We start from the raw sequence: 26,415 nt of genomic DNA, 5'->3' as shown, positions 1-26,415 counted from the left end.
AAAGACGAAACCGGATCATGAACCCTATGACATTCACCGCCCCCAGCCGCATGCTCGCCCTCAGCCTGGCGCTGACGGCCGCCCTGCCCGCCTTCGCAGGCGCCGACGACGAACTGATCGCCGCCCGCGACGCCTTTCGCGGCAACAAGCTGGGCCAGTTGGCCAGCCTGGCGGGCGGCATGCCGTCCAACTACCCCTTGAAGGACTACCCGGCTTACTGGCTGGCGCTCAAGGCGCTGGACGGCGACGACGACGGCCCGGCCCAGAACTTCCTGGCCCGCGTGGACGAAGGCCTGATGCCGGAGCGCGTACGCAACGAATGGCTGAAAAAACTGGCCGCGCGCGAAAGCTGGAGCCGCTTCGCCGCGGAGTGGAAAAAACTGCCGCCGGAAGGCCGGGACGAAGAATCCAGCTGCTACGGTCAGCTCAACGAGCTGAATCAGGGCAAGGCGCCGACGGATCTGGACCGCTTCCTGGAAAGCCGTCCGTTGCCGGAAGGCTGCAACCGCCTGATCGCCGAGGCCGCGCGCCGCGGCGTCGTGAAGCGCGACTGGCTGTGGCAGCGCGCCCGCCTGCTCCTGGCCGGCAACTACCTGAGCCAGGCGCGCCAACTGGCCGCCAACACCGGCCTGCCGCTGGACAACGCCGCGCTCAGCAAGCCGGCCAACGCCGATCTGTCCACCCCCGGCGGCCAGGAAGCGGCGGTCTACGACATCGTGATCAAGGGCAAGGCCAATATCAGCAACGGCCTGGGCAAACTGCTCGATCACGAAAAGTCCTTGAGCAAGGAACGCGCCGGCTTCGCCTGGGGCCAACTGGCGCTGCTGTCCGCGCGCAAACAGCAGGCGGCGCAAGCGCTGCAGTGGTTCGACAAGGCCGACGCCGACCAGCTGACCTCCGAGCAATGGGAATGGTGGGCGCGCTCGGCGCTGCGCCTGGAGCAATGGACCCAGCTGGAGAAAATCATCCGCGCCATGCCTGTCACCGTCAGCGCCAAACCGGCCTGGCGCTACTGGCGCGGCCGCTCGCTGCAACAGCTGGGCCGGCAGAACGAGGCGACGCCGCTGTTCAGCCAGGCCAGCATCGGCCACAACTACTACGCGCTGCTGTCGCTGGAAGAACTGGGCAACAGCCTGTCCACCCCGGCCAGCAAAAGCGGCCCGGCCAAGGACGACATCAAGCAGATGAGCGAGGAGCCGGCGATCAAACGCGCGCTGGCGCTGCTGGAGCTGGCCGAACGCCACGTCAAGCCCGAGTTCCGCGCCGACGCGCAGCGCGAATGGCGCTGGGCGATGCGCAACCGCAGCGACATCGAACTGCTGGCCGCCGCCGAAGTGGGCCGCCGCGCCAGCTTCTACGATATGGCCATCTACAGCGCCGAACGCACCAAGGAAGAACACGATTACTCCTTGCGCTACCTGACGCCCTACCGCGACGTCACCCAGCGCTACGCCAAGCAACTGGACATCGACGACGCCTGGGTCTACGGCCTGATCCGCCAGGAAAGCCGCTTCATTACCATGGCGCGCTCCGGCGTCGGCGCTTCCGGCCTGATGCAGCTGATGCCGGCCACCGCCAAATGGGTGGCCAAGAAAATCGGCCTGGGCCAATACGCGGTCAACGACATCGAAACCAATGTGCAACTGGGCACCTGGTATCTGCGCTACGTGCTGGACAGCTTGTCCAGCAACGAAGTGATGGCCACCGCCGCCTACAACGCCGGCCCGGGGCGCGCGCGCGCCTGGCAGGCGGACCGCACGCTGGACGGCACCATCTACGCCGAAACCATCCCCTTCACCGAGACCCGCGACTACGTGCAGAAAGTGATGGCCAACGCCGCTTATTACTCCAGCACCTTCGGCCACGCCAACATCTCGCTGAAAAACCGAATGGGCGTGGTGCCGTCCCGCTGAAAGCCTGCGCCGCCCAAGGGCGGCGCGCCCTCCCACAAGTACCATAAAGAACCTGTTCAAGGGCTAGCGAGCGAGAGCGAGACAAGGCGAAAACGATAGAGAAAGCGGAATGTACATGCGGTACATGAGCATTTCGAAATCGTTTTTAACGCCGTATCGACGACGCGCAGCAGGCTTTGAACAGGCTCGAAGAAAGGGAACCCATGACTTATCAACGCATCTGCGTCATCGGCGGCAGCGGCTTCATCGGCAGCTACATCGCGGAACGGCTGACCGAACAAGACTGCCAGCTGACCATCGCCACCCGCCGGCGCGAACGCGCCAAGGCCTCGCTGCTGGTGCTGCCCGGCGCGCAGCTGGTGGAAGCGGACATCCACCGTCCGGAAGCGCTGGAACAACTGATTTCCGGCCACGACGCAGTGATCAATATGGTGGGCATCCTGCACGGCAGCGCCGCGCAGTTCGACAAAGCCCATGTGCAATTGACCGAGAAGGTGATCGCGGCCTGCCGCAGCCAGGGCGTGCGCCGGCTGATCCACATCAGCGCGCTGGGCGCCGACGAGCGCGGCCCCAGCCTGTACCAGCAAAGCAAGGGCCGCGCCGAAGCGCGCGTGCGCGAAAGCGGCCTGGAATGGACCCTCTTGCGGCCGTCCGTGGTGTTCGGCCACGGCGACAGCTTCCTCAATATGTTCGCCGGCCTGCTGCGCAAAGCGCCCTTTCTGCCCTTGGCCGGCGCAAAGACGCGCTTCGCGCCGATCTGGGCCGGCGACGTCGCCCACGCGGTGGCGGCCTGCCTGTCGCGCCGCGCCGCCATCGGCCAAAGCCTGGACCTGGCCGGCCCCGGCGTTTACACGCTGGCCGAACTGGTAAGCCTGGTGGGCCGCCATATCGGCAAGCCGCGCCCGGTGATCGCGCTGCCGCAGGGCCTGGCCATGCTGCAGGCCGCATTGATGGAATGCCTGCCCGGACCGGCGCTGATCAGCCGCGACAATGTGCGCTCGCTGAGCGTGGACAATGTCAGCGACCAGCCCTTCCCCGCCGCTCTGCTGGGCTTCAGCCCCGCGGCGCTGGAAGCGCTGGCGCCGGCCTTGCTGGGCACGGAGGAATTCAATCTGCAGATGTCCGCCTACCGCCGCCAGATCGCGCGCTGAACGGGAAACGGATCAATGCAATGCTATATCGTCGGCGGCGCCGTGCGCGACCGCCTGCTGAAACTGCCGGTGAAAGACCGCGACTGGGTGGTGGTGGGCGCCAGCCCGCAAGACCTGCTGGCGCTGGGCTATAAGCCGGTGGGCAAGGACTTTCCGGTGTTCCTGCACCCGGACACCCACGAGGAATACGCGCTGGCGCGCACCGAGCGCAAAACCGGCAAGGGCTACCACGGCTTCGCCGTCTACGCCGCGCCGGACGTGACGCTGGAACAGGATCTGGCCCGACGCGACCTGACCATCAACGCCATCGCCGAGGCGGCGGACGGCAGCCTGATCGACCCCTACCACGGCCGGCGCGATCTCGAGGCCGGCGTCCTGCGCCACGTCAGCCCCGCCTTCGCCGAAGACCCGGTGCGCATCCTGCGGCTGGCGCGCTTCGCCGCCCGTTTCGGCTTCGCCGTGGCCGAGGACACCATGGCGCTGATGCGGCAAATGGTGGCGGACGGCGAAGCCGACGCCCTGGTGGCGGAGCGGGTGTGGCAGGAGCTGGCCAAGGGCCTGATGGAGGAGCGGCCGTCGCGCATGTTCCTGGTCCTGCGCGCCTGCGGCGCCCTCGCCCGCGTGCTGCCGGAGCTGGACGCGCTGTTCGGCGTGCCGCAGCGGGCCGACCACCACCCGGAAATCGACACCGGCGACCACGTGATGCGGGCGCTGGACTGCGCCGCCGAGCAAGGCCTGCCGCTGGCGGCGCGCTTCGCCGCGCTGACCCATGACCTGGGCAAGGCGCTGACGCCGGCGGACGTGCTGCCGCGCCACATCGGCCACGAGGCCGCCGGCGAAGCCCCGCTGCTGACGCTGTGTCAGCGTTTGCGGGTGCCGGCCGACTGCCGCGACCTGGCGCGCGTCACACTGTTGAGCCATACCAAAGTACACTGTGCTTTCGAATTGAAGCCAAGCACAATATTGAGATTGTTCAAGCAAACCGACGCCTTGCGGCGGCCGGAACGCTTCTTGCTGATGCTGGACGCCTGCCGCGCGGACGCGCGCGGACGCCTGGGCTTCCACGACCGGCCCTATCCGCAGGCGGACTACCTGTCCGCGCTGCTGGACGCGGCGCTGGCGGTGGACGCCGGCGGCATCGCCCGCCAGTGGGAAGACAAGCGCACGCTGCCGGAAGCGATAGATCGCGCCCGGACCCGCGCCATCGCCGTCCGCAAGGAGCAACTGGAGACGCACTGACATGGCCGCGATCTACCGTCTGCCGTCCACGCTGATGCGCGGCGGCACCAGCAAGGGTCTGTTCATCCGCGCCGACGCGCTGCCCGAGGACACCTCCTCCTGGGAACGCATGCTCTTGCGCGCCATCGGCAGCCCGGACCCGCACGGCAAGCAGATCGACGGCCTGGGCACCGGCCGGGCCAGCACCAGCAAGGTGATGATACTCAGCCCGTCGCGGCGCGACGATTGCGACGTCGATTGCCTGTTCGGCCACGTATCGATAGAACACGCGCTGATAGACTGGTCCGGCAACTGCGGCAACCTCAGCGCCGCGGTGCCGCTGTTCGCGGTGATGGAAAAACTGGTGGAGCCGCGCGACGGCGTGGCCTCCATCGGCATCTGGCAAGCCAATGTCGGCAAGCGCATCGTCGCCGAACTGGAAATCATGCACGGCCAGCCGGTCTGGCAAGGCGACTACCGCATCGACGGCGTCGCCTTTCCCGGCGCGCCGATCCGGCTGCGTTTCCTGGACCCGGCCGGCGGCAGCTCCGGCGAACTCTACCCCACCGGCAAGCTGGTGGACGAATTGACGCTGCCGGACGGCAGCCGGGTGGAAGCCACCCTGGTGGACGCCGGCAATCCCACGGTGTTCGTCCGCGCCCGGGACTTCGGCCTCAAGGGCGACGAAGAAATGGCGGCCTTGTCGGAGGCCGCGCGCCACCGGCTGGAATGGGCGCGGGAAATCGCCGCCGTGGTCATGGGCCTGGCGCCCGACATTTTCGCCGCCCGGCGGGAACGGCCCGGTTCGCCTCGGATCAGCCTGCTATCGGAAAGCCGGGACGAGGATTGCCAGATCAACGCCCGCATCCTGACCTCCGGCCGCTCGCTCCACCACGCCTACACCGGCACCGGCGCCATCGCGCTGGCCTGCGCCTGCGCCACCGAAGGCACGCTGCCGCAGCAAGTGGCCGGCGCGCCGGTGCGCGGCATGCCGTTGACCTTCAGCCACGCCAGCGGCAGACAAACGGTGGAAGCGGTGCTGGGCCACTCGGACGAATACGGCTGGACCATCAGCGAGGTGGTGATGACCCGCACCGCCAGGCCGCTGATGCGCGGCGAAGTCTACATCCCGCTGGACTAGCCGGCCAGCGGACCGCCGCGTCAAGGCTGCGCGGGCTCCGCGGCAGGCGCTTGACGCAGCTGCGCCGCCAACTCGCTCAGATCTTCGGACCCCAGCGCCTGGCTCGCCTGATGCGCGCCTAGCGCCGCCGCGCCGGCCAAGGCCGCGAACATCAACAGCCGCGGCAGCGGACGCAGGCGCAGCCAGCCCAGCACGCCCAAGGGCAAGCCGGCCAGGAGGCCGCCGATATGGCAGGCCTGGTCCACGCCGGACACCATGAAACCCATGCCCAGGTTCAGCAGCACCACTTGCGCCAAGGCCTTGCCCTGCGAGCCGCCCATGTCGGCGTCGCTGAGGCCGGCCACGCACAGCGCGCCGGCCAGGCCCATCAAGGCGCCGGACGCGCCGACGCTGGCCACCAGGCGGATGCTGCTCTGCATCAGCAGATTGGTCACCGGATGCGTGCCGTACCACCAGGCGCTGACCAGGCCCGCCGTCAGGCCGGTGGCGAGGTAAATCGCCAGAAAGCCGATGCCGCCGAAGCGCTTCTGCGCCAAGGGACCGATCAGCAGCAACATATACATATTGAGCAGCAGGTGCATGGCGCCGCCGTGCACGAACATGCTGCTCAACAGCCGCCAGCTTTCGCCGCCCAGGGTGAACGGCGCCAGATTGGCGCCCCAGCTCACCAGTTGCTCGGGATCGGGCTCAGTCCAGGAAACGCCCGAGGCGCCCATCCAGACGTAAACGATCAGATTGGCGAGCACCAAGCCGATGGTGGCCCACTGCTGCCGCAGAAAAGAAGAAAGCCCGCCGAAGCGGGATGAGGAAGAATCAAGCGCGGTCTCATTCATCTGTGCTGGTTTCCTTTGTTTCAATTTGCCGTTTAAATATCTCCGGCGCATGATAAAGCAAACCAGGCAAAATAAAAATCAAACGCTACTCAATTTTCATGCGCAAGGCTTCAAGCCCTTGCCGGGTCGCGCAACAACTCCCGCTCCACCTGCCGCAGCATGCGCCGGCGGATCAGGCCGCTGACCGGACGAATCAGATACCAGTACGGCGCAAAACGCCAACGGGTGCCCGCATCGGGGCAATGCACGCGGGTCTGAGTCGACAGGCACACGCCTTCGGCAACGGTTTCGCAGTGAAAGCTCAGCAACAGCCGGGCCACGCCCGGCTCATTCAAAGCCATGAAATCCTCAAGGCCGCCGATCTCGCGCAGGCCGAAGTCCGCGCGCCAGAAGGCACCCGCCAGGCCCAGCGTCAATTCGCTATCGCCGTCGCGCGCCAGCGGCGTGAAGCTGTGCATGCCGAACGGCGGACGATTGCCGGGCAAGGCGCCGCTCAGGCGGCCGGGCAGTTCGCGCAGCGCCATGAAGCGCCGCGCCCAAGGGTCGTCCGCCGGCGCGACGCGTTGCACCGCGTCCAGCGTCGAGGCCGCATCGGCGGCCAGAATGCGGGAATGCGTCTCGACAAACTGATAATTGGGCAGAATGCGCTCCGCCAGCGCGAACCTAGTCATATATCCCCCCTAGTCCAGCGTTCTCAATGCTCAGGATGAGGCATCCGTCTCCAGCTGCCTCACCCGCTCGAACAAACACACTGTCGCCGCCATCGCCACATTCAGCGATTCGGCGTGGCCCGGCATCGGAATCCGCACCCGCGCATCGGCCAGAGCCAGCGCCTCCGCGCTGACGCCGGCGCCCTCGTTGCCGAACACGAAAGCCACCGGTCCGCGCAGGTCCTGCGCGTACAAAGAAGTCGAGCCTTCCAGATGGGTGACCAGCTTGCGGCCGTCGTAGCGCGCCAGTTCGGCGCAGAGATCGGCCTGCTCGTGGATATTGAGCACGAAGTGCGCGCCCATGCCGGCGCGCAGCACCTTGGGCGAATAGACGTCGACGCAGCCCTTGGACAACATCAGTTCGCTGACGCCAGCCGCCGCCGCGCACCGCAGAATGGTGCCCAGATTGCCCGGGTCCTGGATATCCTCCAGCATCACCCGCGACGCGGCTTCCGGGCAGGGCCGCGCTTGCGGCCGCGGGCACAAGGCCAGCAATTCCCCGGCGCTGGCCAGCGCGGTGGCCTTGGCCAACACCGCTTCCGGCACCGTGACCACGACCGTCGGCGCGCTCAGGCGCCGCAACAAGGCCTGCACCTCAGGATGCGCTTGCGCCGCCTCGTTGAGATACACCCGCTCGGGAACGATGCCGGCGTCCAGGCAGGACTCGGTCAGATGAATGCCCTCCAGCAACATCAACTGTTGCTTGCGGCGTTCGCGCGGGCTTTGCGCCAGGCGCGCCAATTGCTTGATTTCGTCGTTATGGGCGGAAGTGATGGTTTTGCTGATGTACGACATGTGTCCTATTGCGGCAGCAGGGTCAGGCGCGCCACTAAATCCTTGAAACGGTGGTAACTGTCCTCGTCGATCGCCTGGCCGCTATGGCCGTTGTCGACATAGAACACGCCGGACAGCGCATGTCCGACAAACAGGGTGATCAGGGCGAATTCATTGTCCCCGACATGCTCGAAAAACAGGTCCTCGTAGCGCCGCTCCAACTGCTGGCGCACCAGGGCCGGCGCGTGGAAGCTTTGCGGCTTGCTGGTCAACACCGCGAAGAAAGAGCCCGGCTCCAACCCCAGGGCCAGCTTGCGCAGCGGATGGCTGTCGCCCAGGCCCAGCTGATAACGCAGCTTCAGCGCATGCGCGTCCTGATCGTAACGGTAGTACAACACCCGCTCGAACTTGAGATCGTTGGCCAGGTGGCGGATGGATTCGCGTATCGCTTTTTCCATCTGCTCCGCGTCGCTCAAGGCCGCGGTTTTCTGCAAGCTGGGCCGCTTGTACTCCCCTTCCAGCATCAACAGACTGCGCACCGGGTACATATAGCCCACGGCCCGGGGGTGGCGCGCCACCGACAAGGCCGCGTGCACCACCGCCTGATGCGCCAGATGCGGCGCGCAGCCTATCAGCTTGGCCGCGGCCTCCACGCCCACCTGCCAGGTGCTGCGCCAAATGCCTTGCTCCAGAGAGTTGGCGGTGGCCATCGCCAGGCGCAGCAATTGGCGGCGCTTGGTCGGACTGCCCGGCCCCAGCAGGGCGTTCAGGCCGGTGGGCAAGGGCATCAGCTTGATGAATTGCTCCAGCACCTGGGCGTAATCGCAATCGAAGGCGTTGGACATTTCCTGCAGCAGCGGGCGGTCCGGCAATTGATTGCGCTGCATCATGAACAGGCAGGCGGGTAGATTGTACAGCAAGGCGGCCACGAAACAGTCTTCCACCTTGTGATCGCCCTGCAGAGACAGCCACTCCTTGATCAGCAAGGCGGCCACCCGGGAGCGGCCCAGCCAGTCCTCCACCGCCTCCAGCACCTCGGCGTCCAGCTTGTCCGGCACCGCCTCCAGCGCGGCGACGCGGCCAAAGCGGTTGGTCACCGCCTCCAGCCCCATCAGCAGCAGCGTCTGCTCCACCGAGGGAATGCTTTCATTGCGCTGCAAGGCGCGCGAACCGCCCACCACCCGGACCAGGTCCAACAGCAGAAAGGGGTCGGACAGACAGAGATTGGCGAGGTCGGTGAAATTGATCAGATCGCTGTGGCGAGCGCAGATGTCCTTCAGCTCGCCCAGCGTATTGGGCAGAATCGGCCAACGCCGTTCGGCGATGGACTTGATCCAGTTAGCAAGCTCCATGTGGGTGGCGCCAGATCAGTAATTCGGTTTGCAAAGCGCCTCCCAGCGGGATGCGTTCATCGGGTTCGACATCGGGCACGGCGAAGGTGTTGCTGACCAGCAGGCTGCCGGGCCGGCCTTCCGCCACAAACTTGCGCCAGACCTTAGCCATCGGCTCCGGGGACAGAAACACGTACACCGCATCGTACTCTCCCCAAGATTCCCTCCAAAAACTGCGGCAGGCGAACTCCAGCCGCCGCGGCCGCCGCGCCAGCCACCAGCGCGCGCGGGCCAACAGCCAGCTGCCCCAGGCGCTTTCCAGCGCCCTAACCCTGACATCCGGCCGCAGCCGGCACAGCCAGACCGCCAGCCTGCCGTCTCCGCAGCCGGCCTCCAGCAAGGCGGCCCGCCCCGGCAGGCGCTCGGCCAGGCGCTCCGCCGCCTGAGCGGAAGAGCGATACAAGGGCACGCGTTCCAGCACGGCGTTGCGGCCCAGCGCGAAAGTCAGCGCCAGCCCCAGCAAATACACCCAAGGCGGCAAAGCCGCCTGATGCATCAAGGCCAGCGCCGGCACGAACAGCCCGTGCAGCAAACGCTGCCAGCCCGGCAGGCGCATGAAAATGGCCAAGGCCGCCGCGCACAGGCCCTGCAGGATCGCCCAAGCCAAGGGCTGGGCGGCGGGGGCGACGAAATACATCGCCGCCAAGGCCGCCAGCACTTGCAGGCCCAGATGGCGCAAGCGGCTCAACAAGGCAAGGCTCGCATCGGCATTATTTGGCCGGCGCTTCCGCCGGCGCCTCTGCCGGCTCCGCCCCGCCCTCCGCGGGCCCGCCAATCACATCCTGGTTCATCTGCGGCTTGTAGCCGTCGTTGAGGATATTGCTCTCGGCTTCCTTGTTCAGCACCACAATGGCGATGCGCCGGTTTTCCGGGCTGAACACATTGGTCTTCACCAGCGGGTTGGCCGAGGACAGGCCCACCACGCGCAAGACCTTGTTGTCCTGCAGGCCGCCCGCCACCAGCTCGCGCCGCGCCGCGTTGGCGCGGTCCGCCGACAGCTCCCAGTTGCTGTAGCCGCCCTGGCCGCTGCCGAATGGCTTGGCGTCGGTATGGCCGGAGATGCTGATCTTGTTCGGCATCATGTTCAGCTCTTTCGCCAGCTGCTGCAGCAAGACGCGGGTATGCGGCAGCATGCGCGAACTGCCGGAGTCGAACATCGAACGGTTCTGCTCGTCCACGATCTGGATCTTCAGCCCGTCCGGGGTGATTTCCAGCTTGAGCTGGTTCTTGTACTCCTTGAGCAGCTCGCTGTGATCCACCGTGCTCTGGATCTTGTTCTGCAGCTGCTCCATCGACGCTTTTTCCTGCTGCTTGCGCATGATCTCGTCTTGCGGCGAGCCGGACTTGTTGACCTGGCCGGTCTGCTTGGTCAAATCATTGCCGCCGCCCTTGATCACCGAGGTGGCGTCGCCGGCGCCGGCGCCGCCGGACAGCGCCACCTTCAGCGGCGTCTTGAAGTATTCGGCGATGCCGTTCAAGGTGCCCTGCGACGCGGAACCCAGCAACCACATCAGCAGGAAGAAGGCCATCATCGCGGTCACGAAGTCGGCGTAGGCGATCTTCCAGGCCCCGCCATGGTGGCCGTGGCCGCCCTTCTTGATGCGTTTGACGATAATGGGCCGTTGCGATTCGTCAGCCATGATCGCGCCCCCCGCTTATTTCTTCGCCTGTTTCACATGGTCTTCCAGTTCCTTGAAGGACGGACGATCATGCGAAGCCAGCACTTTGCGGCCAAACTCCACCGCCACTTGCGGCGCGTAGCCGTTGAGGCTGGCCAGAATGGTGACCTTGATGGTTTGGTAGACTCGGGTGCCGTCGCCCAGCTTGTGCTCCAGAATGGTGGCCAGCGGGCCGACAAAGCCGTAGGCCAGCAAAATACCGAGGAAGGTGCCCACCAGCGCGTGGGCGATCAGCATGCCCAGCTCGGACGGCGGCGCGCCCACGGACTCCATAGTGTGCACCACCCCCATCACCGCCGCCACGATACCAAAGGCCGGCAAGCCGTCGGCCAGGCCCTTGACCGCGTTGACCGGCACTTCGCCCTCGTGATGGTGGGTTTCGATCTCCACGTCCATCAGGTTCTCGATCTCGAAAGCGTTGAGGTTGCCGCCCACCATCAGGCGCAGGTAATCGCAGATGAATTCCACCACGTGGTGGTCGTGCAGAACGGTGGTGTATTTGGAAAAGACAGGACTGGCTTCCGGATTCTCGACATCGGCCTCGATGGACATCAGGCCTTCCTTGCGCACCTTGGTCAGAATCTCGAACAGCAGCGAGAACAACTCCATGTAGAAGGCCTTGCTGTAAGGCGTGCCCTTGAACACGGTGGGGAAAGCCTTCATCGTGGCCTTCAGCGGCGCGCCGCCGTTGGCCACCACGAAAGCGCCGAGCGCGGCGCCCGCGATCATCACCACCTCCAGCGGCTGCATCAACGCGGCGAGATGCCCCCCCGCAGCGACGAATCCCCCCAGCACGGAGCCAAGAATTATGAGGTACCCGATTCCGACGAACATGCGTCAAGTCCTGTCTTTGTGATTTTTCGGATCGCTGCGATTTCCATTACAGCACGACTTTTATTCTATTCATAATAGAAAAAGCGGATTGAATTGTATCAATCCGCTTTCCCAGCTGCAAAAAACATGGAAGGTGATATTCACTAGCGCTGAAAAATGACGAAGCCAAGTATCGGCGAGGCTCCGGGACGATTACAACAACGTCATTTCAAGCTGATCGTCCTGCCCCGCCGCCAGCGCAATCCGCGCCGGCATGCCCCCCCGCTCCAAACGCCACTGCAAACACTGCGCCGCCATTCCCGGCAACAACTGCTGCCGGATCAGATGATCCAGGCCCCTCGCGCCGTTGTCTCGCCTACCGCAAGCGCCGGCCATCGCCCGCGCGCAGTCCTCTCCGACCTCAAGCTCAATGCCTTGCGACTCCTTCAGATGCGCGGCCAGCGTCGCCAGCTTCAATTGAGCGATCTCCGCCAAGGCGGACTCGGACAGCAGCCCAAACGGCACCACCTGCATCCTCGCCAGCAGCGGCGCCTGGAAATGGGCCAGCAACACGGGGTGCAACGCGTCCAGCCAGGCCCCGCGCTCCCGCTCCCCCTCCTGTTCCAGCAACAGCTCGCTGCCAAGATTCGACGTCATCAGAAACAGGGTATTGCGAAAATCGATCTCGCGGCCCTCCCCATCCCGCATGAAACCCCGGTCAAACGCCTGGTAGAACAGGTTCAGCACATCGCGGTGCGCTTTTTCCACCTCGTCCAGCAAGATCACGCTGTACGGCCGCCTCCTCACCGCCTCGGTCAGCACCCCGCCCTGGCCATAGCCGACATAACCCGGCGGCGAGCCTTTCAATTGCGAGACGGTATGCGCCTCCTGATACTCGGATAGATTGATGGTCAGCAAGGCCTGCTCGCCGCCAAACAATAGATCGGCCAAGGCCAGGCCGGTTTCGGTCTTGCCGACGCCGGACGGCCCGGTCAGCAAGAACACGCCCAAGGGGCCTCGCCCCGGCGCCAATCCGGACTTGGCCGCCAGCAGGGACTGGGCGATCTCGGCCACCGCGGCCTCCTGACCGCGCACCCGTTCCCGCAAGGCCGGCGCCAAACCCAATAGATTGGCCGCGTCATCCGCCAGCAGCTTGCCCACCGGCACCCCGGTCCAATCGGCAATCACCTCAGCCACCAAGGCGGCGTCCACGTCGGCGGCCGCCAGGCGGCGCTCCCCTTGCAAAGCCGCCAGATCGGCCCGCGCCTGGGCCAGCCGCGCCGCGCCGTCCGGCCGCCCGCCCCACTCCCGGCATAGCCTGCGCAGCGCCTCGGCACCCTGCCGTTCCTGCTGGTAACGCCCTTGCAAAGCCTCGTTCTCAAGCCGCGCCGCCGCCAGTTCCAACTCGATCTCCCTCAGGCGGGACTCAAGCTGCGCGTTGCCCGCGCCCAGCCGCGCATCCTCCCGCAAAGCCTCGCTCTCGCTTTCCAGCGCCAAGACCCGCGCCTGCGCGCCCTGAAGCTCCGCCGCGGCCCCTTCCAGGCTCATCCGCGCCCGCGCCGCCGCCGTGTCGATCAAATCCACGGCCTTGTCCGGCAACTGCCGGCCGGCCAGGTAGCGCCGCGACAAGCTCACCGCCGCCGTGATCGCCTCGTCGCGGATCGCCACCCCGTGATGCTCGGCATAGCGCGGCTTCAAGCCCCGCAGCATCAAACAGGCTGCGGCATCGTCCGGCTCGTCCACCTTCACCATCTGGAAACGACGCTCCAGCGCCGCGTCCTGCTCGAAATACTGCTTGTACTCGGACCAGGTAGTGGCGGCTATCGTCCGCAGCTCGCCGCGCGCCAGCGCCGGCTTCAGCAGATTGGCCGCATCGCTGCCGCCGGCGGAATTGCCGGCGCCCACCAGCACATGCGCTTCGTCGATGAACAGCAAAATCGGTTCCGCCGCCGTGCGCACCGCCTCTATCACCTGCTTCAACCTCTGCTCGAACTCGCCCTTGACTCCCGCGCCGGCCTGCAACAAGCCCAGATCAAGCGCGAGCAGACGCACCCGGCGCAATGCCTCCGGCACCTCGCCCGCCGCAATGCGCAAGGCCAGGCCCTCGGCCAAAGCCGTCTTGCCCACCCCCGGCTCGCCCACCAGGATCGGATTGTTCTTGCGCCGACGCAGCAAGATATCCACCATCTGGCGCACTTCCTTGTCGCGCCCCAACACGGGATCAATCAAACCCTCGCGCGCCTTGGCGGTCAGATCGGCGGCAAAACGGCTCAACACCTCAGGCAGCTCATCCGCCGCCGCGGCCCCGTCGCGGCCGGCCTCCGGCGGCGCAGACGCTGCGGCCTCCACAGATCCCAACGCCTCGGATTCCGCCGACACCTGCTCCAGCCAGGCCCAGCGCGCGCGCACCTGCGCGGCGGACAAACTGAATAATGGCCAGGCCTGCCGGCAAGACAAACGCTCCGGTGCCGCCAGCAAGGCGAGGTATAGATGAGCGGAACGCATCTGCTGGCCGCCGAAATCCAGCGAAGCGATCAACCAGGCGGCCTGCAGCAACTCCTGTAGCCCTCGCGACAAGCCCGGCTTGCCGCGCCGGTCCCGAGGCAGACGCTCCAGCGCGGCCAGCAAGCCTTGCCAGATCTCATCCACGTCGATCTCGTAATGCCGCAGCAAAGCGGCCAGATCGCCGTCTCCCTGCTCCAATAACTTCACCAGCCAGTGCTCAACCGTGATTTCGGCATGCGTGCGCGCCTGGCACAACCCGGCCGCCGCCTCCAGCGCCCGGGCGCAGTGCTCGTTCAGTCTCCGCAGCAAATGAACAGAATCGAGAGTCATCTCCGTCTTTTCCCAAACAAAGCGCATGCCGGCCAGAAAGGCCGGCATCGCTAATTCCCTTGGACCCCCGCCGGCAAGCGCGAGGCGCTGCGACGAACCGCCAAGCCGGCCGCTCGCCTAAGCCCCGCGCTTGCCGTGCGCGGCGGCGCTAACGGTTTTCAATCCAGCTGTCGGAGTGGATGATGTTGCCGTCCTTGTAAGCCCAAGTTATTTTCTCGTAGCGCATTTCCACCTCCTCCAAGTGGTTGTAGCGCTCGCGGTCCGGGTCCTTGATGTTGTACATCTTGGGCGCCACCGACACGACCTTGACGTTGTCCAGCTTGATGTTGAAGTACTCCTGCTCGCTGCCGGCGTCGTCGATCTGATACCACTTGAACTCGACCTCCTTCAGCGTCTGGCCGCTGGTCACCGCCTTGTACAGATAAGGCGATGAAGCATCGAACTCCTTGACCAGGGTCAGCGCCTCATGCACGCGGGTGCCGGTCAACTTGCCGGTATTGCCATCGGTGGGAATGCGCACCGCGTGGTCGAACTCCACCACCTCCACGCTGTTCTCCCGGCCTTGCACCGTCACAGAACCCTTGATGTCCGCGCCACCGTCGTCTTTCAACCACATATACGCTGGTATCGCCATATCAAACCCTCCTTGGCTTAACTTAATAACTTAAGTTTAAACAAGCTCGCTCGCCGTCTCGTCCTAGCTCGACGCCGCGGAGCAAGCGCGCCGCACCCTGCGGCCTCCTCGCCGCCTGCCGCCCGTCACCTGACGGGCAGCGCCGGCAGCAAGGTAATCTCTACTCGCCGGTTGCGCGCCCGGCCCTCCTCATCCTCATTGCCCGCCAGCGGCCGCGTAGCGCCGTAGCCCTGGATGGCAAAACGGGTCAGCGGCAAGCCGGTCTCCTGCGCCAGCCAGTCGCGCACCGCCGCGGCGCGCTGCAACGACAAGCGCTGATTCGCTTCCGCCTGGCCCACGCTGTCGGTATGGCCGGCCACCAGCACATTTCGCTCCGGATAAAGCGCCAGCGCCGCCAATGCGGGCTGCAACGCCGCCTCCGCTCCGGCGCGCAACACCGCCTTGCCGCTATCGAACAAGGACAGGCTGTCCAGCGACACCGAGGCCGGAGCCGCCGCCGGCGGGCGGTAATCGGCTATCAGCCGGGCAATGCGCTCCCGCCACGGCTGAGCCCGGTAAAAGCCGAATCCCAAGCGCAAAGGCACGCCGAGATCGACATGGCTCCGCAACTCGCGCGCGTCGCCTTCCAGCGTCAGCAGCGCCTGGCGACGCGCCTCGTCCCGCTCTATCGGCAGCGCGCGATAATGCGCGACATTGGCCGACAAGCGCTCCAGCAACGCTCGGTTGGACCAGGCCGAAGCGGCGAACGCCGCCACGGCCGTCAGGCAAGCCAAGAGCCAAAGACTCAAAACCAGCCGCCAGACGGCAGGCAGGCGCGCGCCCGGCGCCAAACCGAACAGCCAGCTTCCAGGCACGCCTTCCGGCTCGCCCGTGTCCAGGCTGAGCGAACGCACGGCCAAACCGCTCAAGGCCTGCCGGCAACGGCCCCACGGCGACAGCGCCGCGTCCCGCCCTTGAGCCGGCAGCAAGGCGATGCCCTGCAAGCCGGGCGCCGGGGCCGGCGTCGCCCCCTGCAATATGGCGGGCAAGACCTGAGCGCCCAGCCAGCCTCCCACCGCGCCGGCGCGCAAACGCAAATCGAAAAGCGCTCGCGCGCCCTCGTCGCCCAAGGCCGGCGGCTGCAGTTCCATCCGGCCGCGCCAATCCTCTAACCGCTCTCGCCACTGCCGCAGGCTGGCGCACGGAGCGCCTTGCAACACCACGCCCAGAGCGCCGTCCATGCCTGCGCTGCGCGCCGGCGCGGGGAATCCCACCAATAAATAAACCGGCAAGCGGCAAGCCAAACGACGTTCCACATCGGCAATCGCCTGTCGCCACGCCTGCAAGCGCCCCAACCAGGCCGGCTCGCTGCATTCGGCCGCCGCGTCCAAACGCAAGGCCAAGGCGTCCGGCGGCGAACCCCGCCGCCAGGCCACCAGTTCCGCTACCGCGCGCTCCAGCAAAGCCGGAGTCGGCACCATCACCCTCAGCACGCCGTCCTCCACCGCCACATAGGCGCCGCGCCGGCTTTCCAGTTCCACCACCGCAGCGCGCCCGCTGCGCCAGCCCTGCGGCAAATCCAGCAAACCCGGCAGCAACAGCTCCCACGTCGCGCCGTCGCGGCGCCAGCGCCGCAGCCTCAAGCCCGCCCAGCCCAAGCAGAACGCCGTAGCCGCCAGCCCCGCGCCCAGGCGCGCCGCCCCGCTCCACGGCGCCATTTGCGCCAACCACCACAAGGCCGCCGCCAGCGACAGCGCCCATAAACAGAAAAAATGCGCGTGAATACGCATCGCCCGCCCCCTTTACGTCAACGCCAAGGCGGCATCGGCGGCATTCAACCAGCCGCTCAGCGCGGCATGCGCAAGCCACACCGCAAGCAAGCCCGCCCCAGCCGCGGCCAGCGGCAAAGCCAAGCGCCGGAAACGCCGGGACGCGCCGCCGCGCAACATGGCAACCCCGCCGTCGAATTCGCCGGAAGGCAGCGGCAAGGGCGCAGGCAGGCTCGCGCTCAACTGCCCCAACAGAACCTGACTGGCCGCGTCGTCCTCCCCGCCGCGAAACCCCAAGGCCAGCACCATCGCATAGCACCAGCCCAGCGCCGGCTCCGCCGCCGGCTGCGCCAAATGCGCCCGCATCTGTCCCAGCAGCACCTCGCCGGCCTGATAACTGTTGAAAAAGCGCACTTGCAAAGGCTCCCGCGCCCAAGCCGCCCGCTTCGCGCCCTCAAGTCGGCGCAGCGCCGCCTCGTCCAGCAAGGCGCATTGCGCGTAACTGGCCCGCTCGATCAAAGCCTCGCCTGCGCCGGCCTGACGCAGCGCCTCGCGCGTCGCGCTCACCAGTCCGGCCGCGTGCTCGCGCCAATCCTCCACATGCTCCGGCGCGTCCTTGTCGGCCAACATCGACACCGTCAGCGCGGTGTCCCGGAAACTGCGGGCCAAAGCCTCCGGCGGAAATTGCTTGCTCATGATTTCAACACCACGAAGAGTTCAACCACCACGCCCGGCAAAGACGCGGGCACATAGCAAGAGCACGCCTGCGCGGCCAGCATGCGCTGGAAGGCCGGATGGCCGGCGTCCAGAACGAAGTACAGGTTTTCCATCCGCACCGGCAAGGCGGCGGGCAAACGCGGCGGCACGCTCAAAGGCACGCCGCCGGAAGCGGTGCTGACCACGGTCTCCACATCCTCCGGCGCGCCGATCTTGCACACCGCCGGAAAACGCTCCAGCAACTGCGCCGGCGGCATATCCGCCCTCACCGACAGATAAAAGCCGCCCTGCTCGCCCAGCCTGGGATCAGCCAACTGGCCATGCCACATCGACGACTCCCCTTTCTGCAGAGGCACCGACACCACCTGGGAGGGGATCACCGTATCCAGGCAGCCCCTGATCCAGTCTTCCAGCCGCAGGAAACCCGGCCTGGCGTCTTCATGCCGGTAAGCGGGAATATCCGCCAGATCTTGCTGTAGCGAAAACGTGGACAGCATGCCGCACAACTGCGCCAACGCTCGGTGCAGCGTTTCCGGGTGGCTGGCCGGCGTCTGCCGCAAATGCGCCAGCACCGGCCAGGCGCTGTTCACGCAGTGCAAAAACCAGAACAGGCCCGCGTCCGACACTGAAAAATCCACCAAGCCGTGTCCGCGCTCGCGGCGGCGCTCCGACAACTGGCGGCTGCGCGCCAGCAGCATCTCCTCTATCCGCCCAAGCATGTCCAACAAACCCGGCGCGGTGTCCAAACGCAGCGCCGGCGGCCAGAACGTCGCATCCCGCGTCCATCTTCCCTGACCGTTGCGGCTCAAACGCAGCAAGGGGCAACAGACATAGTCCGCCCGCTCCTCAAACTCCAACAGCAAGCGCAAATTGCCGCGCTCCACCGCCAGCTCCGCCGGCGGGCCGTCGTACAAGTCCTCCACTTCCAGGTATTCGCAACGTTGCCGCCTGGGCCGCGCCGGCGTCTCGCCTTCGCGCTCGCAATTGCCTCCCCCGGCCTCCCACAAAGGCAAGCCCAGAAAAACCTGCACGCTCAGCGCCTCGGCCGGCGCGGCAAAATCCCGCGCCGGCGGCAAGCGGTCCGCCTCGGCGCAGTCGACCACGGCGCCGTCCGGCAGGACCAAACGCAGTCTTTCCAGCTTCAGCTTGCCCAGGCTCAGCGCGGCCTCATCCCACTCTACCTCCCAACAGCCCCAAAAATAGGGCTGAGCCAAACGTCCGAACAAGGCCGCCAAATGGGAAAACCACAAGGACTGCTGCTGAAAATGCTGAGGGGACAATAAAGCGCCCTCCACCCACATCGGACGAAAAACTTTCATGCGGACAACCTCTGATTAGGCTCTGAAACAGCACGCCGTAACATTGAAAACAGCGCACGGAGTTTTTGAAAATTCACAGCAAGCCAATCACAATAAAAAATCAAAAATAAATAATCAATAAAAACAAAAAAACATTTTCAAAAATTAAACCATAAAATCAATCCAAAAAAACAAATAAACTATTTATGACATTGAAATCAACAAGACATGAAGCCATAAACATGGCGTATTCTAGCCACCAAACAAGCCACCCTGTCAACCCAACGACCATATTGCCTCAAACCCCATAATCTGGTTAATATTGAAAAATAAAACGAAACATAGATAAATACAAAATCAAATAACGCAAGCTTGTTGACCTAAATAAAAAAGGGGAAAACACAGAATATCCGCCAGATCGCGCATCGCCAAAAAATACGGCGACGACGCGAAACATGGCCAACCGCCCATTTGCCCGCATGGGAAATGGACATGCTTCAAACCTTGATCGCAGGAGGAAACACCATGGCTGAAAGCTTTCAAAACGAAGTGCCCGCCGCGCGGGTCAACATCAAGCTGGACCTGCATACCGGCGGAGCGCAGAAGAAAGTCGAACTCCCGCTGAAACTGCTGGTGGCGGGGGACTACAGCCATGGCCAGGAACAGCGGCCTCTGGCGGAACGGGAAAAGGTGTCCATCGACAAAAACAATTTCGACGCTGTGCTGGCCGAACTCAACCCCAAGGCCAAGCTGGTGGTGGAAAACACGCTGGCCGGCGACGGTTCCGAAATGGCGGTGGAACTGGACTTCAAGGCCATGAAGGACTTTCACCCGGAACAGGTGGCGGCGCGGATTCCGGAACTGCGCGCGCTGCTGGCGATGCGCAATCTGCTGCGCGACCTCAAAGCCAATCTGCTGGACAACGCCTCCTTCCGCCGCGAGCTGGAAAAAATCCTGCGCGACGACTCCCTCTCCGCCAACCTGCGCAGCGAACTGGAACGCATCATCCCGCTCAGCCAAGCCGCCCACTAAATCAGGAGCCCGCTCATGTCGACCCAAAAACAACAGCAGCCCGAGGACACCATCGTGCTGGAGTCCCCGGCCAGCGTGTATGAATCGCTATGCGCCAAGATCAACCTGTCCCCGGTGGCCAGCGCCCAGCCCATCGAGGCTTACCAAACCGCGGAAGCGATGTCGGACGCGCCGCTGGACGAGCGCATCGCCGTGGCGGTGAACGTATTCCTGAAAATGATTCAGGAATCCTCGCAAAAAGTGGACCGCCTGGACAAAAGCCTGCTGGACTTTCACATCGCCCGCATCGACGCGCAAATCAGCCGTCAGCTGGACGCGGTGATGCACAACCCGTCCTTCCAGCAAATCGAATCCGCCTGGCGCGGACTGCGTTTCCTGGTGGACCGCACCGACTTCCGCAAAAACGTCAAGATCGAAGTGCTGGACGTCAGCAAGGAAGACCTGCGCAACGACTTTGACGACGCGCCGGAAGTGATTCAGAGCGGCCTGTACCAACACACCTACATCCAGGAATACGACACCCCCGGCGGCGAACCGATAGGCGCCATCATCTCCAACTATGAATTCGACCGCGGCCCGCAGGACATCGCCCTGCTGCGCGACATCGCCAAAGTGTCCGCCGCCGCCCACATGCCCTTCATCGGCGCCGTGGGACCGGCCTTCTTCGGCAAGGAGAGCATGGACGAAGTCGCCGCCATCCAGGACGTGGCCAACTACTTCGACCGCTCGGAATACATCAAATGGCGCAGCTTCCGCGATAGCGACGACGCCCGCTACATCGGTCTCGCCTTGCCGCGCTTCCTGGCCCGCCTGCCTTACGGCCCCGACACCGTGCCGGTGCGCAGCTTCAACTACGCCGAAAACGTCAAAGGCCCGGACCATCAGCGCTACCTATGGACCAACGCCGGCTTCGCCTTTGCCGCCAATATGGTGCGCAGCTTCATCGGCAACGGCTGGTGCGTGCAAGTGCGCGGCCCGCAGGCCGGCGGCCTGGTGGAAGACTTGCCCATTCATCTGTACGACCTGGGCATAGGCAATCAGGTGAAGATCCCCACCGAAGTGCTGATACCGGAAACCCGCGAATTCGAATTCGCCAACCTGGGCTTCATCCCGCTGTCCTTCTACAAGAACCGCGATTACGCCTGCTTCTTCTCCGCCAACTCCACGCAAAAACCGGCGCTGTACGACACCAAGCAAGCCAGCGCCAACAGCCGCATCAACGCGCGGCTGCCCTACATCTTCCTGCTGTCGCGGCTGGCGCACTACCTGAAGCTGATCCAGCGCGAAAACATCGGCGCCACCAAGGACCGCCGTCTGCTGGAACTGGAGCTCAACACCTGGATCAAGCTCCTGGTCACGGAGATGACCGACCCCAGCGACGAACTGCAAGCCTCGCACCCGCTGCGCGACGCCCAGGTCGTCGTCGAAGACATCGAAGACAATCCGGGCTTCTTCAAGGTCAAGCTGTTCATCGTGCCGCACTTCCAGGTGGAAGGCCTGGACATCAACCTGTCCCTGGTCTCGCAAATGCCCAAGGCCAAGAACTAAGCGCTCCCTCGGGCCGCCTCCACGGCCCGAGGGGCAAGTCCACCTGGAGACTCCGCCATGCCGCCGCAACAGTTTTATCACCTGAAGATCGCCGAACTGCCGGCCGAGCTGCTGTCGGTCGAATCCTTCACCCTGGACGAAACCCTGGGCCGGCCCTTCTCCGCCGACATCCGCTTCACCTCCGCCCAGCAAGACATCGACCTCGTCTCCCTGCTGGACCGCTACGCGCTGTTCTCCATCCACGGACCCCACCCGGACGCCGCCCTCTTTCCCGACACCCCGCCCCAGCTGCTGCGCCGTTGGCGCGGCGTGGTCAGCCATGCCCAGCGCCTCAGCGCCAGCCGTGACGAGGCGCTGTATCAGGTCCGCGTCGAATCCCAGCTCGCCCGCCTGGCCGAAGGCCGCTTCTCCCGCATCTTCCAGCAGCAAACCGTGCCGGACATCATCGAAACCGTGCTGCGACGCCACGGCTATCGCGGCCATGAAGTCGCCTGGCGGCTGCGCCCCTTGTTCGGCCAAGACCCCAATCCCTATCCCAAGCTGGAGTTCGTCACCCAGTATCAGGAGTCCGATCTGGACTTCATCCATCGGCTGGCCGAGAAAGCCGGCCTCTATTACTACCTGCTCACCGAACCCGACAACGCCGCCTGGGAAACCATCGTCTTCGGCGACGACATCGACGCCTACGTCCGCACCGGCCGCGATCCCACCCAGCCGCCCCAGGGCGGCGTCAAGCTCAAGCTCCGCCCCCAGGCCGGCATGGCCGACAACGAAGAAACCCTGAGCCGTTTTGAACTGGCCGCCCAGCCCATCCGCGCCCGCCTCCAGCGCAAGGACTACAACTACCGCGACGCCAACCAGCCGCTGTTGGCCGAAGGCGGCCCGCCGGCCAAGACCCCCGGCGCCCGCGGCGTCGATTACCAGTGGGGCGAACACTACAAAGACCCGGCGCAGGGACAGCGCGCGGTGCTGATCGCCCTGCAGCGCGAGCATTGCCGCCAGTGGATCGCCGCCGGAGACGGCAACTGTCTGCAAGCCTTCGCCCCCGGCCAAATCTTCAAGCACGACGGCCCGGCGCTGGCTCCGGCCCCGGACGGCTGGCTGCTGGTTTCCGTCCGCCATCAGGGCGGCCGCCGCGACGCCTACCGCAACGCCTTCACCGCCACGCCCGCCGACCGGCCCTATCGCCAGGAACGACTGACCCCGGTGCCGCGCCTCTCCGGCGCGCTGCCGTCCCGCGTCGTCGCCCCGGAAAAAACCCATTACGGCGCCATCGACCTGCAAGGCCGCTACTGCGTGCGCCTGCCTTTCGATCTGGACGAATGGTCGCCCGGCGGCGACAGCCGCCCGCTGCGGCTGGCCCGGCCTTACGCCGGCCCGGAATACGGTCTGCACTTCCCGCTGCACCCAGGCACCGAGGTGCTGGTCAGCTTTGTGCTGGGCGATGTGGACCGGCCCTATATCAGCGGCTGCCTGCACAACTCCGAACTCACCGACAGCAACCCCGGCGCGCACTGGGACAGCCGCAACCTGATCCGCACCTGGGCCAACAACAAGCTGCGGCTGGAAGACCGCAAGGGCCAGGAGCACATCAAGCTGGCCACCGAGTTCGACAAGAGCCAGCTCAATCTGGGCCACGCCGTGGACGGCCAGCGTGCGCCGCGCGGCGAAGGCTTTGAACTCAGAACCGACGGCTGGGGCGCGCTGCGCGCCGCCAAGGGGCTGTTCCTCAGCACCGACGCCCAACCCAAGGCGCGCGGCAAGCAACTGGACATGCAGGCGGCGCTGGATCAGCTGGAAGAAGCGGCCCAGTTGGTGGACAGCCTGCGCCAGGCGGCTCAGCAGGCCCAGGCGGAACTGGCCGACCTGAACGCGCAGAAACAGCTGCTGCAACAGACGCTGGCCGAACTGAAGCAGCCGGCGCTGCTGGCGCACGCGCCGGCCGGCATCGCGCTGGCCACCCCGGCCCAGCTGCAACTGGCAGCCGGGCAAAACCTGGCCTTCAGCGCCGGCGCCCAGGCCGATGTGTCGGCGCTGAAGCGCTTCACCGTGGCCGCCGGCGAAAGCATCAGCCTGTTCGCGCAAAAACTCGGTCTCAAGCTGATCGCCAACCAGGGCGCGGTGACGATGCAGGCGCAAAACGGCCCGATGCAGCTGCACGCGCTGGAAAGCCTGAACATCAGCAGCAGCAGCGGCAAGATCGCGATCGCCGCCAAAGAGGAGCTGACCCTGCTCTGCGGCGGCGCCTACCTGCGCCTGAAGCAGGACGGCACGGTGGAAATCGGCAGCCCCGGCAACCACACCGTCAAGGCGCGGAACTGGACCGTCACCGGGCCGGACCAGCTGCAAGCGGAGCACCCGGCCTACCCCAAAACCCTGCTCAAGGAAGCGCTGCGGATCAAATTGAGCCAGGGGCCTCAGGGCTCGCTCTCGCAGTGGAGCGGCATGCCTTACACCTTGTTCGCCGCAGGCATGCCGGTGGGGCAAGGCGTGCTGGACGCCAGCGGCTCGCTGGCGCTGGAACACGCGCCCACCACCAGCGACTATGTGCTGCAACTGGCCAATGGCAAAAGCCTGAAACTGCCGGTGGTGTCCGAATACCGCAATCCGGCAAGCGGCCAGACCGCGCGCGGCGGCCTGCAACGCCACTTCGCCCAGCTGATCGCGCCGCTGTCGCCGCGCGCCAGCCGCGCCACACAAAACTTCCGCGACCATTACCAAACCCTGAGCGGTGGCTCCGCCGCCCCAGGCAAGGGGGACCCGACATGAGCACCACCTATACCCCCCCGGTGGACACCATCCCGATGCGATTCAAGGACGGCCGCACCGTGCAGGCCCACGCCAGCTGGTTCATCTGCGGCACCGAATACCCGCCCGACTTCGCCAACTACACCCCGCTCGTCAACGGCGAGCGCGCCTTCGCCGCCGTACACCAGGCCATCGCCAACGCGCAACGCTCCGTCGACATCGTTTGCTGGGGCTTCCAGCCCTCCATGCGCTTCGTCCGCGTCGGCAGCGCGCCCGCCATCGGCGCCCTGCTCGAACAAAAAGCCCGCGCCGGCGTTCAGGTCCGCGTGCTGGGATGGACCCTCGAACCCTTCGGCATCAGCGTCACCGGCGCCGCCGGCGAAGCCAATATGCCCGGCAAGAACCCCATCGCCATCATGGACCGCCGCCAAAGCACCGAACTCGATCCCGATGAGCAAAGACAGGCACAGCAAGAGTACGACGCCCAGCTCCAGGTCGACCGCGCCTGGTTCCGCGCCTACGACCGCAAGCAGCCCGCGCTGCCGCTGCGCTTCGTCGGCCGCGGCTTCAGCCTCAAGGACCGCATCAAGATCTTCAAGAACGTCAGCCGCGCCGACCTCAAGGCGCTGGACGACGATAGCAACACCCTGGACCGCGACCTCGGCCTCAGCAGCCGCCTCGTCATGGCCGGCGTCCCGTCCCACCACCAAAAAATGGTGCTGGTCGACTATGAGGACGACACCGCCGCCATCGGCTTCGTCATGGGCCACAATATGCTGGACGGCTACTGGGACAACGACGCCCACAGCCGGCAGCGCCAGCCCCATAACCGCGGCCGCAACGGGGCCTATCCGATGCAGGACCTTTCCTGCCAGCTCAGCGGCCCCATCCTCGAATACCTGCATCTCAACTTCGCCCAGGCCTGGCAGAAGGAAACCGGCGAGGATTTGCTCGGCGAGCGCGACGCCCAAACCGTCGGCGAGTGCCTGGAGCGCGTCTTCCGCCAACAAAAGCTGCCCACCGCCAACAGCGTGATGGCCCAGATCCTGCGCACCCAGCCCCAGGAAAACGTCCAGGACATCGAAACGCTGTATCTGCACACCGTCGGCAACGCCACCCAATACATCTATATCGAGAACCAGTACTTCCGCTGGCCGGTGCTGGCCGAGCGCATCCTCAAAAATGTGCGGACCCAGACCGAGTGCGGCCGCGACTGCACCCAGCACGGCCAGCTACACCTGTTCGTGGTCACCAACGCCAGCGACGACGGCATGGGCCGCGGCGGCGTCAACACCTACCGCATGCTGGACGCGCTCGGCCGCGCCGACACCCTCCCCGCCGCCGCCCGCACCAAGCAGTTGGAGCAGCTGGAACAACGGCTGGAAGCCGCCCGCCAGGCCGAACGCGCCGGACAGACCCTGCCGCCCGGCCAGAGCGCCGCCGACCTGGCCGCGCAACTGGAAGAAGCCCGCCAGGCCAAGATCGACGAAGTGAGCGACAGCCAGGAAATCCAGCAGCTGGAGCGCGCCTGCGAGCGCGCCGCCGCCGCCGAGCGCGCCGGCCAGACCCTGCCGCCGGGACAAAGCTACGACGAGCTGCGCGAACGCCTGAACCGGGCGCGGCGCGAACAGGCCGACCCCGCCGATCCGGAATCGCGCAACCCGATCCGCCCGCGCGACATCCCCGGCCTGCGCATCCACGTCTGCACGCTGGTGGCGCCCGACGCGCTGGACGCCGCCGGCTGGGAAGCCATGATGCGCCGCAACCAGCGCGAGGCCGACCGCCCCGCCGCCGCCGGCCAGGGCTATGACTGGCCCTTTGTCTACATCCACAGCAAGCTGATGATCATCAACGACGTGTTCATGACCCAGGGCTCGGCCAATATCAACACCCGCAGCATGCGCGTCGACAGCGAACTGAACATCTGCCACGAACGCGGCGACATCAGCGGCAAATTGCGCCGCGAGCTGTGGTCCTTGCACACCCGCGACCCGGAAACTGGAGAGGTGATGGGACTGGAAGACACTAGCCTGCCGTTTGATGAACAAATGCCAAGCGCCTTCAAAAACTGGGCTGAGCTTCTCAAACGAAATAAAGACCAAAAGGCCGAAGAAAAATCCCCGATCGCCTCCCTGGTCGAATTCCGCCGCGACAGCGACAAGCTGTCCAATCTGGATTAAGCCGATGCGCGCCCTATTCTTGATCGCCATCCTCGCCGCCATAGCGGCCCCG

The 26,415-nt window shown here is 65.5% G+C and carries 20 protein-coding genes; 8 read left to right on the top strand and 12 right to left on the bottom strand.

The features are described 5' to 3' along the window. The first annotated feature begins 17 nt into the window (after positions 1-17). The 4 genes from AB1Z25_RS08140 to AB1Z25_RS08125 all read left to right on the top strand — a co-directional run bounded on the left by AB1Z25_RS08140 (position 18) and on the right by AB1Z25_RS08125 (position 5,423). On the top strand, positions 18-1,913 hold the full coding sequence (locus AB1Z25_RS08140; RefSeq protein WP_233246680.1) for a lytic transglycosylase domain-containing protein: 1,896 nt from the start codon (positions 18-20) through the stop codon (positions 1,911-1,913). A 203-nt stretch (positions 1,914-2,116) separates the two neighbouring features. Continuing rightward, on the top strand, positions 2,117-3,064 hold the full coding sequence (locus AB1Z25_RS08135) for a complex I NDUFA9 subunit family protein (protein WP_486636989.1): 948 nt from the start codon (positions 2,117-2,119) through the stop codon (positions 3,062-3,064). 15 nt (positions 3,065-3,079) lie between these two features. After that, positions 3,080-4,303, top strand: coding sequence for a multifunctional CCA addition/repair protein (locus AB1Z25_RS08130; RefSeq protein ID WP_253315414.1), 1,224 nt, complete (start codon positions 3,080-3,082; stop codon positions 4,301-4,303). 1 nt (position 4,304) lies between these two features. Then, positions 4,305-5,423 carry a PrpF domain-containing protein gene (locus AB1Z25_RS08125; protein WP_486636988.1) on the top strand — a complete coding sequence of 373 codons (1,119 nt, stop codon included), beginning with the start codon at positions 4,305-4,307 and terminating at the stop codon, positions 5,421-5,423. Between the two features lie 20 nt (positions 5,424-5,443). On the opposite strand, the gene AB1Z25_RS08120 is transcribed toward AB1Z25_RS08125, so the two are convergent. The 12 genes from AB1Z25_RS08120 to tssK form a co-directional block, all read right to left on the bottom strand. Then, entirely contained in the window at positions 5,444-6,256 is an 813-nt protein-coding gene (locus tag AB1Z25_RS08120) for a rhomboid family intramembrane serine protease (RefSeq protein WP_158274284.1), read from the bottom strand. 110 nt (positions 6,257-6,366) lie between these two features. After that, complete coding sequence (locus tag AB1Z25_RS08115; RefSeq protein ID WP_486636987.1) at positions 6,367-6,927, bottom strand: hypothetical protein; 561 nt, start codon at positions 6,925-6,927, stop codon at positions 6,367-6,369. A 30-nt stretch (positions 6,928-6,957) separates the two neighbouring features. Continuing rightward, entirely contained in the window at positions 6,958-7,761 is an 804-nt protein-coding gene (locus AB1Z25_RS08110; RefSeq protein WP_486636986.1) for a TrmH family RNA methyltransferase, read from the bottom strand. A gap of 5 nt (positions 7,762-7,766) precedes the next feature. Then, positions 7,767-9,092, bottom strand: coding sequence for an HDOD domain-containing protein (locus AB1Z25_RS08105; RefSeq protein WP_227103701.1), 1,326 nt, complete (start codon positions 9,090-9,092; stop codon positions 7,767-7,769). Continuing rightward, positions 9,079-9,822 carry a class I SAM-dependent methyltransferase gene (locus tag AB1Z25_RS08100; protein WP_227103703.1) on the bottom strand — a complete coding sequence of 248 codons (744 nt, stop codon included), beginning with the start codon at positions 9,820-9,822 and terminating at the stop codon, positions 9,079-9,081. The genes AB1Z25_RS08105 and AB1Z25_RS08100 overlap by 14 nt, the downstream gene beginning before the upstream one ends. Positions 9,823-9,841: 19 nt before the next feature. After that, positions 9,842-10,771, bottom strand: a complete 930-nt coding sequence (gene motB, locus AB1Z25_RS08095) for a flagellar motor protein MotB (protein WP_107799461.1) — start codon at positions 10,769-10,771, stop codon at positions 9,842-9,844. A gap of 15 nt (positions 10,772-10,786) precedes the next feature. Beyond that, the gene (gene motA / locus AB1Z25_RS08090; protein ID WP_107799462.1) at positions 10,787-11,644 is read right to left on the bottom strand and encodes a flagellar motor stator protein MotA; all 858 of its coding nucleotides are present in this window, start codon (positions 11,642-11,644) and stop codon (positions 10,787-10,789) included. A gap of 192 nt (positions 11,645-11,836) precedes the next feature. Beyond that, positions 11,837-14,458 carry a type VI secretion system ATPase TssH gene (tssH, locus tag AB1Z25_RS08085; protein ID WP_486636984.1) on the bottom strand — a complete coding sequence of 874 codons (2,622 nt, stop codon included), beginning with the start codon at positions 14,456-14,458 and terminating at the stop codon, positions 11,837-11,839. Positions 14,459-14,606: 148 nt separating this feature from the next. After that, positions 14,607-15,092 carry an Hcp family type VI secretion system effector gene (locus AB1Z25_RS08080; RefSeq protein ID WP_107799463.1) on the bottom strand — a complete coding sequence of 162 codons (486 nt, stop codon included), beginning with the start codon at positions 15,090-15,092 and terminating at the stop codon, positions 14,607-14,609. A 125-nt stretch (positions 15,093-15,217) separates the two neighbouring features. After that, entirely contained in the window at positions 15,218-16,861 is a 1,644-nt protein-coding gene (locus tag AB1Z25_RS08075) for an OmpA family protein (RefSeq protein ID WP_227103707.1), read from the bottom strand. Positions 16,862-16,873: 12 nt separating this feature from the next. Further along, positions 16,874-17,536, bottom strand: coding sequence for a DotU/TssL family secretion system protein (locus AB1Z25_RS08070; RefSeq protein ID WP_486636983.1), 663 nt, complete (start codon positions 17,534-17,536; stop codon positions 16,874-16,876). Then, positions 17,533-18,876 carry a type VI secretion system baseplate subunit TssK gene (gene tssK / locus AB1Z25_RS08065; RefSeq protein ID WP_107799466.1) on the bottom strand — a complete coding sequence of 448 codons (1,344 nt, stop codon included), beginning with the start codon at positions 18,874-18,876 and terminating at the stop codon, positions 17,533-17,535. The genes AB1Z25_RS08070 and tssK overlap by 4 nt, the downstream gene beginning before the upstream one ends. 504 nt (positions 18,877-19,380) lie before the next feature. Between tssK and tssB the strand changes: the two genes are divergently transcribed. From tssB to AB1Z25_RS08045, 4 genes are read left to right on the top strand one after another with little or no spacing between them, the layout of a single operon-like run. Beyond that, on the top strand, positions 19,381-19,887 hold the full coding sequence (tssB, locus tag AB1Z25_RS08060; protein ID WP_107799467.1) for a type VI secretion system contractile sheath small subunit: 507 nt from the start codon (positions 19,381-19,383) through the stop codon (positions 19,885-19,887). A gap of 15 nt (positions 19,888-19,902) precedes the next feature. After that, positions 19,903-21,435: a type VI secretion system contractile sheath large subunit gene (gene tssC / locus AB1Z25_RS08055; protein WP_107799468.1), complete on the top strand. Its 1,533-nt coding sequence runs from the start codon at positions 19,903-19,905 to the stop codon at positions 21,433-21,435. 57 nt (positions 21,436-21,492) lie between these two features. After that, entirely contained in the window at positions 21,493-24,204 is a 2,712-nt protein-coding gene (locus tag AB1Z25_RS08050; protein WP_486636982.1) for a type VI secretion system Vgr family protein, read from the top strand. Next, the gene (locus AB1Z25_RS08045; protein WP_486636981.1) at positions 24,201-26,363 is read left to right on the top strand and encodes a phospholipase D-like domain-containing protein; all 2,163 of its coding nucleotides are present in this window, start codon (positions 24,201-24,203) and stop codon (positions 26,361-26,363) included. The genes AB1Z25_RS08050 and AB1Z25_RS08045 overlap by 4 nt, the downstream gene beginning before the upstream one ends. The last annotated feature ends 52 nt before the right edge of the window (positions 26,364-26,415 follow it).

This window comes from Chromobacterium sp. HL1 (genome assembly GCF_057418835.1).
Note: the sequence above shows the minus strand (reverse complement) of the source record. Positions and strands in the feature narration are given on the sequence as shown.

Excerpts from the sequence above, each read along its gene's own strand:
- AB1Z25_RS08140 (WP_233246680.1), top strand. The coding sequence starts at position 18 with ATGAACCCTATGACATTCACCGCCCCCAGCCGCATGCTCGCCCTCAGC.
- AB1Z25_RS08135 (WP_486636989.1), top strand. The coding sequence starts at position 2,117 with ATGACTTATCAACGCATCTGCGTCATCGGCGGCAGCGGCTTCATCGGC.
- AB1Z25_RS08130 (WP_253315414.1), top strand. The coding sequence starts at position 3,080 with ATGCAATGCTATATCGTCGGCGGCGCCGTGCGCGACCGCCTGCTGAAA.
- AB1Z25_RS08125 (WP_486636988.1), top strand. The coding sequence starts at position 4,305 with ATGGCCGCGATCTACCGTCTGCCGTCCACGCTGATGCGCGGCGGCACC.
- AB1Z25_RS08120 (WP_158274284.1), bottom strand. The coding sequence starts at position 6,256 with ATGAATGAGACCGCGCTTGATTCTTCCTCATCCCGCTTCGGCGGGCTT.
- AB1Z25_RS08115 (WP_486636987.1), bottom strand. The coding sequence starts at position 6,927 with ATGACTAGGTTCGCGCTGGCGGAGCGCATTCTGCCCAATTATCAGTTT.
- AB1Z25_RS08110 (WP_486636986.1), bottom strand. The coding sequence starts at position 7,761 with ATGTCGTACATCAGCAAAACCATCACTTCCGCCCATAACGACGAAATC.
- AB1Z25_RS08105 (WP_227103701.1), bottom strand. The coding sequence starts at position 9,092 with ATGGAGCTTGCTAACTGGATCAAGTCCATCGCCGAACGGCGTTGGCCG.
- motB (WP_107799461.1), bottom strand. The coding sequence starts at position 10,771 with ATGGCTGACGAATCGCAACGGCCCATTATCGTCAAACGCATCAAGAAG.
- motA (WP_107799462.1), bottom strand. The coding sequence starts at position 11,644 with ATGTTCGTCGGAATCGGGTACCTCATAATTCTTGGCTCCGTGCTGGGG.
- tssH (WP_486636984.1), bottom strand. The coding sequence starts at position 14,458 with ATGACTCTCGATTCTGTTCATTTGCTGCGGAGACTGAACGAGCACTGC.
- AB1Z25_RS08080 (WP_107799463.1), bottom strand. The coding sequence starts at position 15,092 with ATGGCGATACCAGCGTATATGTGGTTGAAAGACGACGGTGGCGCGGAC.
- AB1Z25_RS08075 (WP_227103707.1), bottom strand. The coding sequence starts at position 16,861 with ATGCGTATTCACGCGCATTTTTTCTGTTTATGGGCGCTGTCGCTGGCG.
- AB1Z25_RS08070 (WP_486636983.1), bottom strand. The coding sequence starts at position 17,536 with ATGAGCAAGCAATTTCCGCCGGAGGCTTTGGCCCGCAGTTTCCGGGAC.
- tssK (WP_107799466.1), bottom strand. The coding sequence starts at position 18,876 with ATGAAAGTTTTTCGTCCGATGTGGGTGGAGGGCGCTTTATTGTCCCCT.
- tssB (WP_107799467.1), top strand. The coding sequence starts at position 19,381 with ATGGCTGAAAGCTTTCAAAACGAAGTGCCCGCCGCGCGGGTCAACATC.
- tssC (WP_107799468.1), top strand. The coding sequence starts at position 19,903 with ATGTCGACCCAAAAACAACAGCAGCCCGAGGACACCATCGTGCTGGAG.
- AB1Z25_RS08050 (WP_486636982.1), top strand. The coding sequence starts at position 21,493 with ATGCCGCCGCAACAGTTTTATCACCTGAAGATCGCCGAACTGCCGGCC.
- AB1Z25_RS08045 (WP_486636981.1), top strand. The coding sequence starts at position 24,201 with ATGAGCACCACCTATACCCCCCCGGTGGACACCATCCCGATGCGATTC.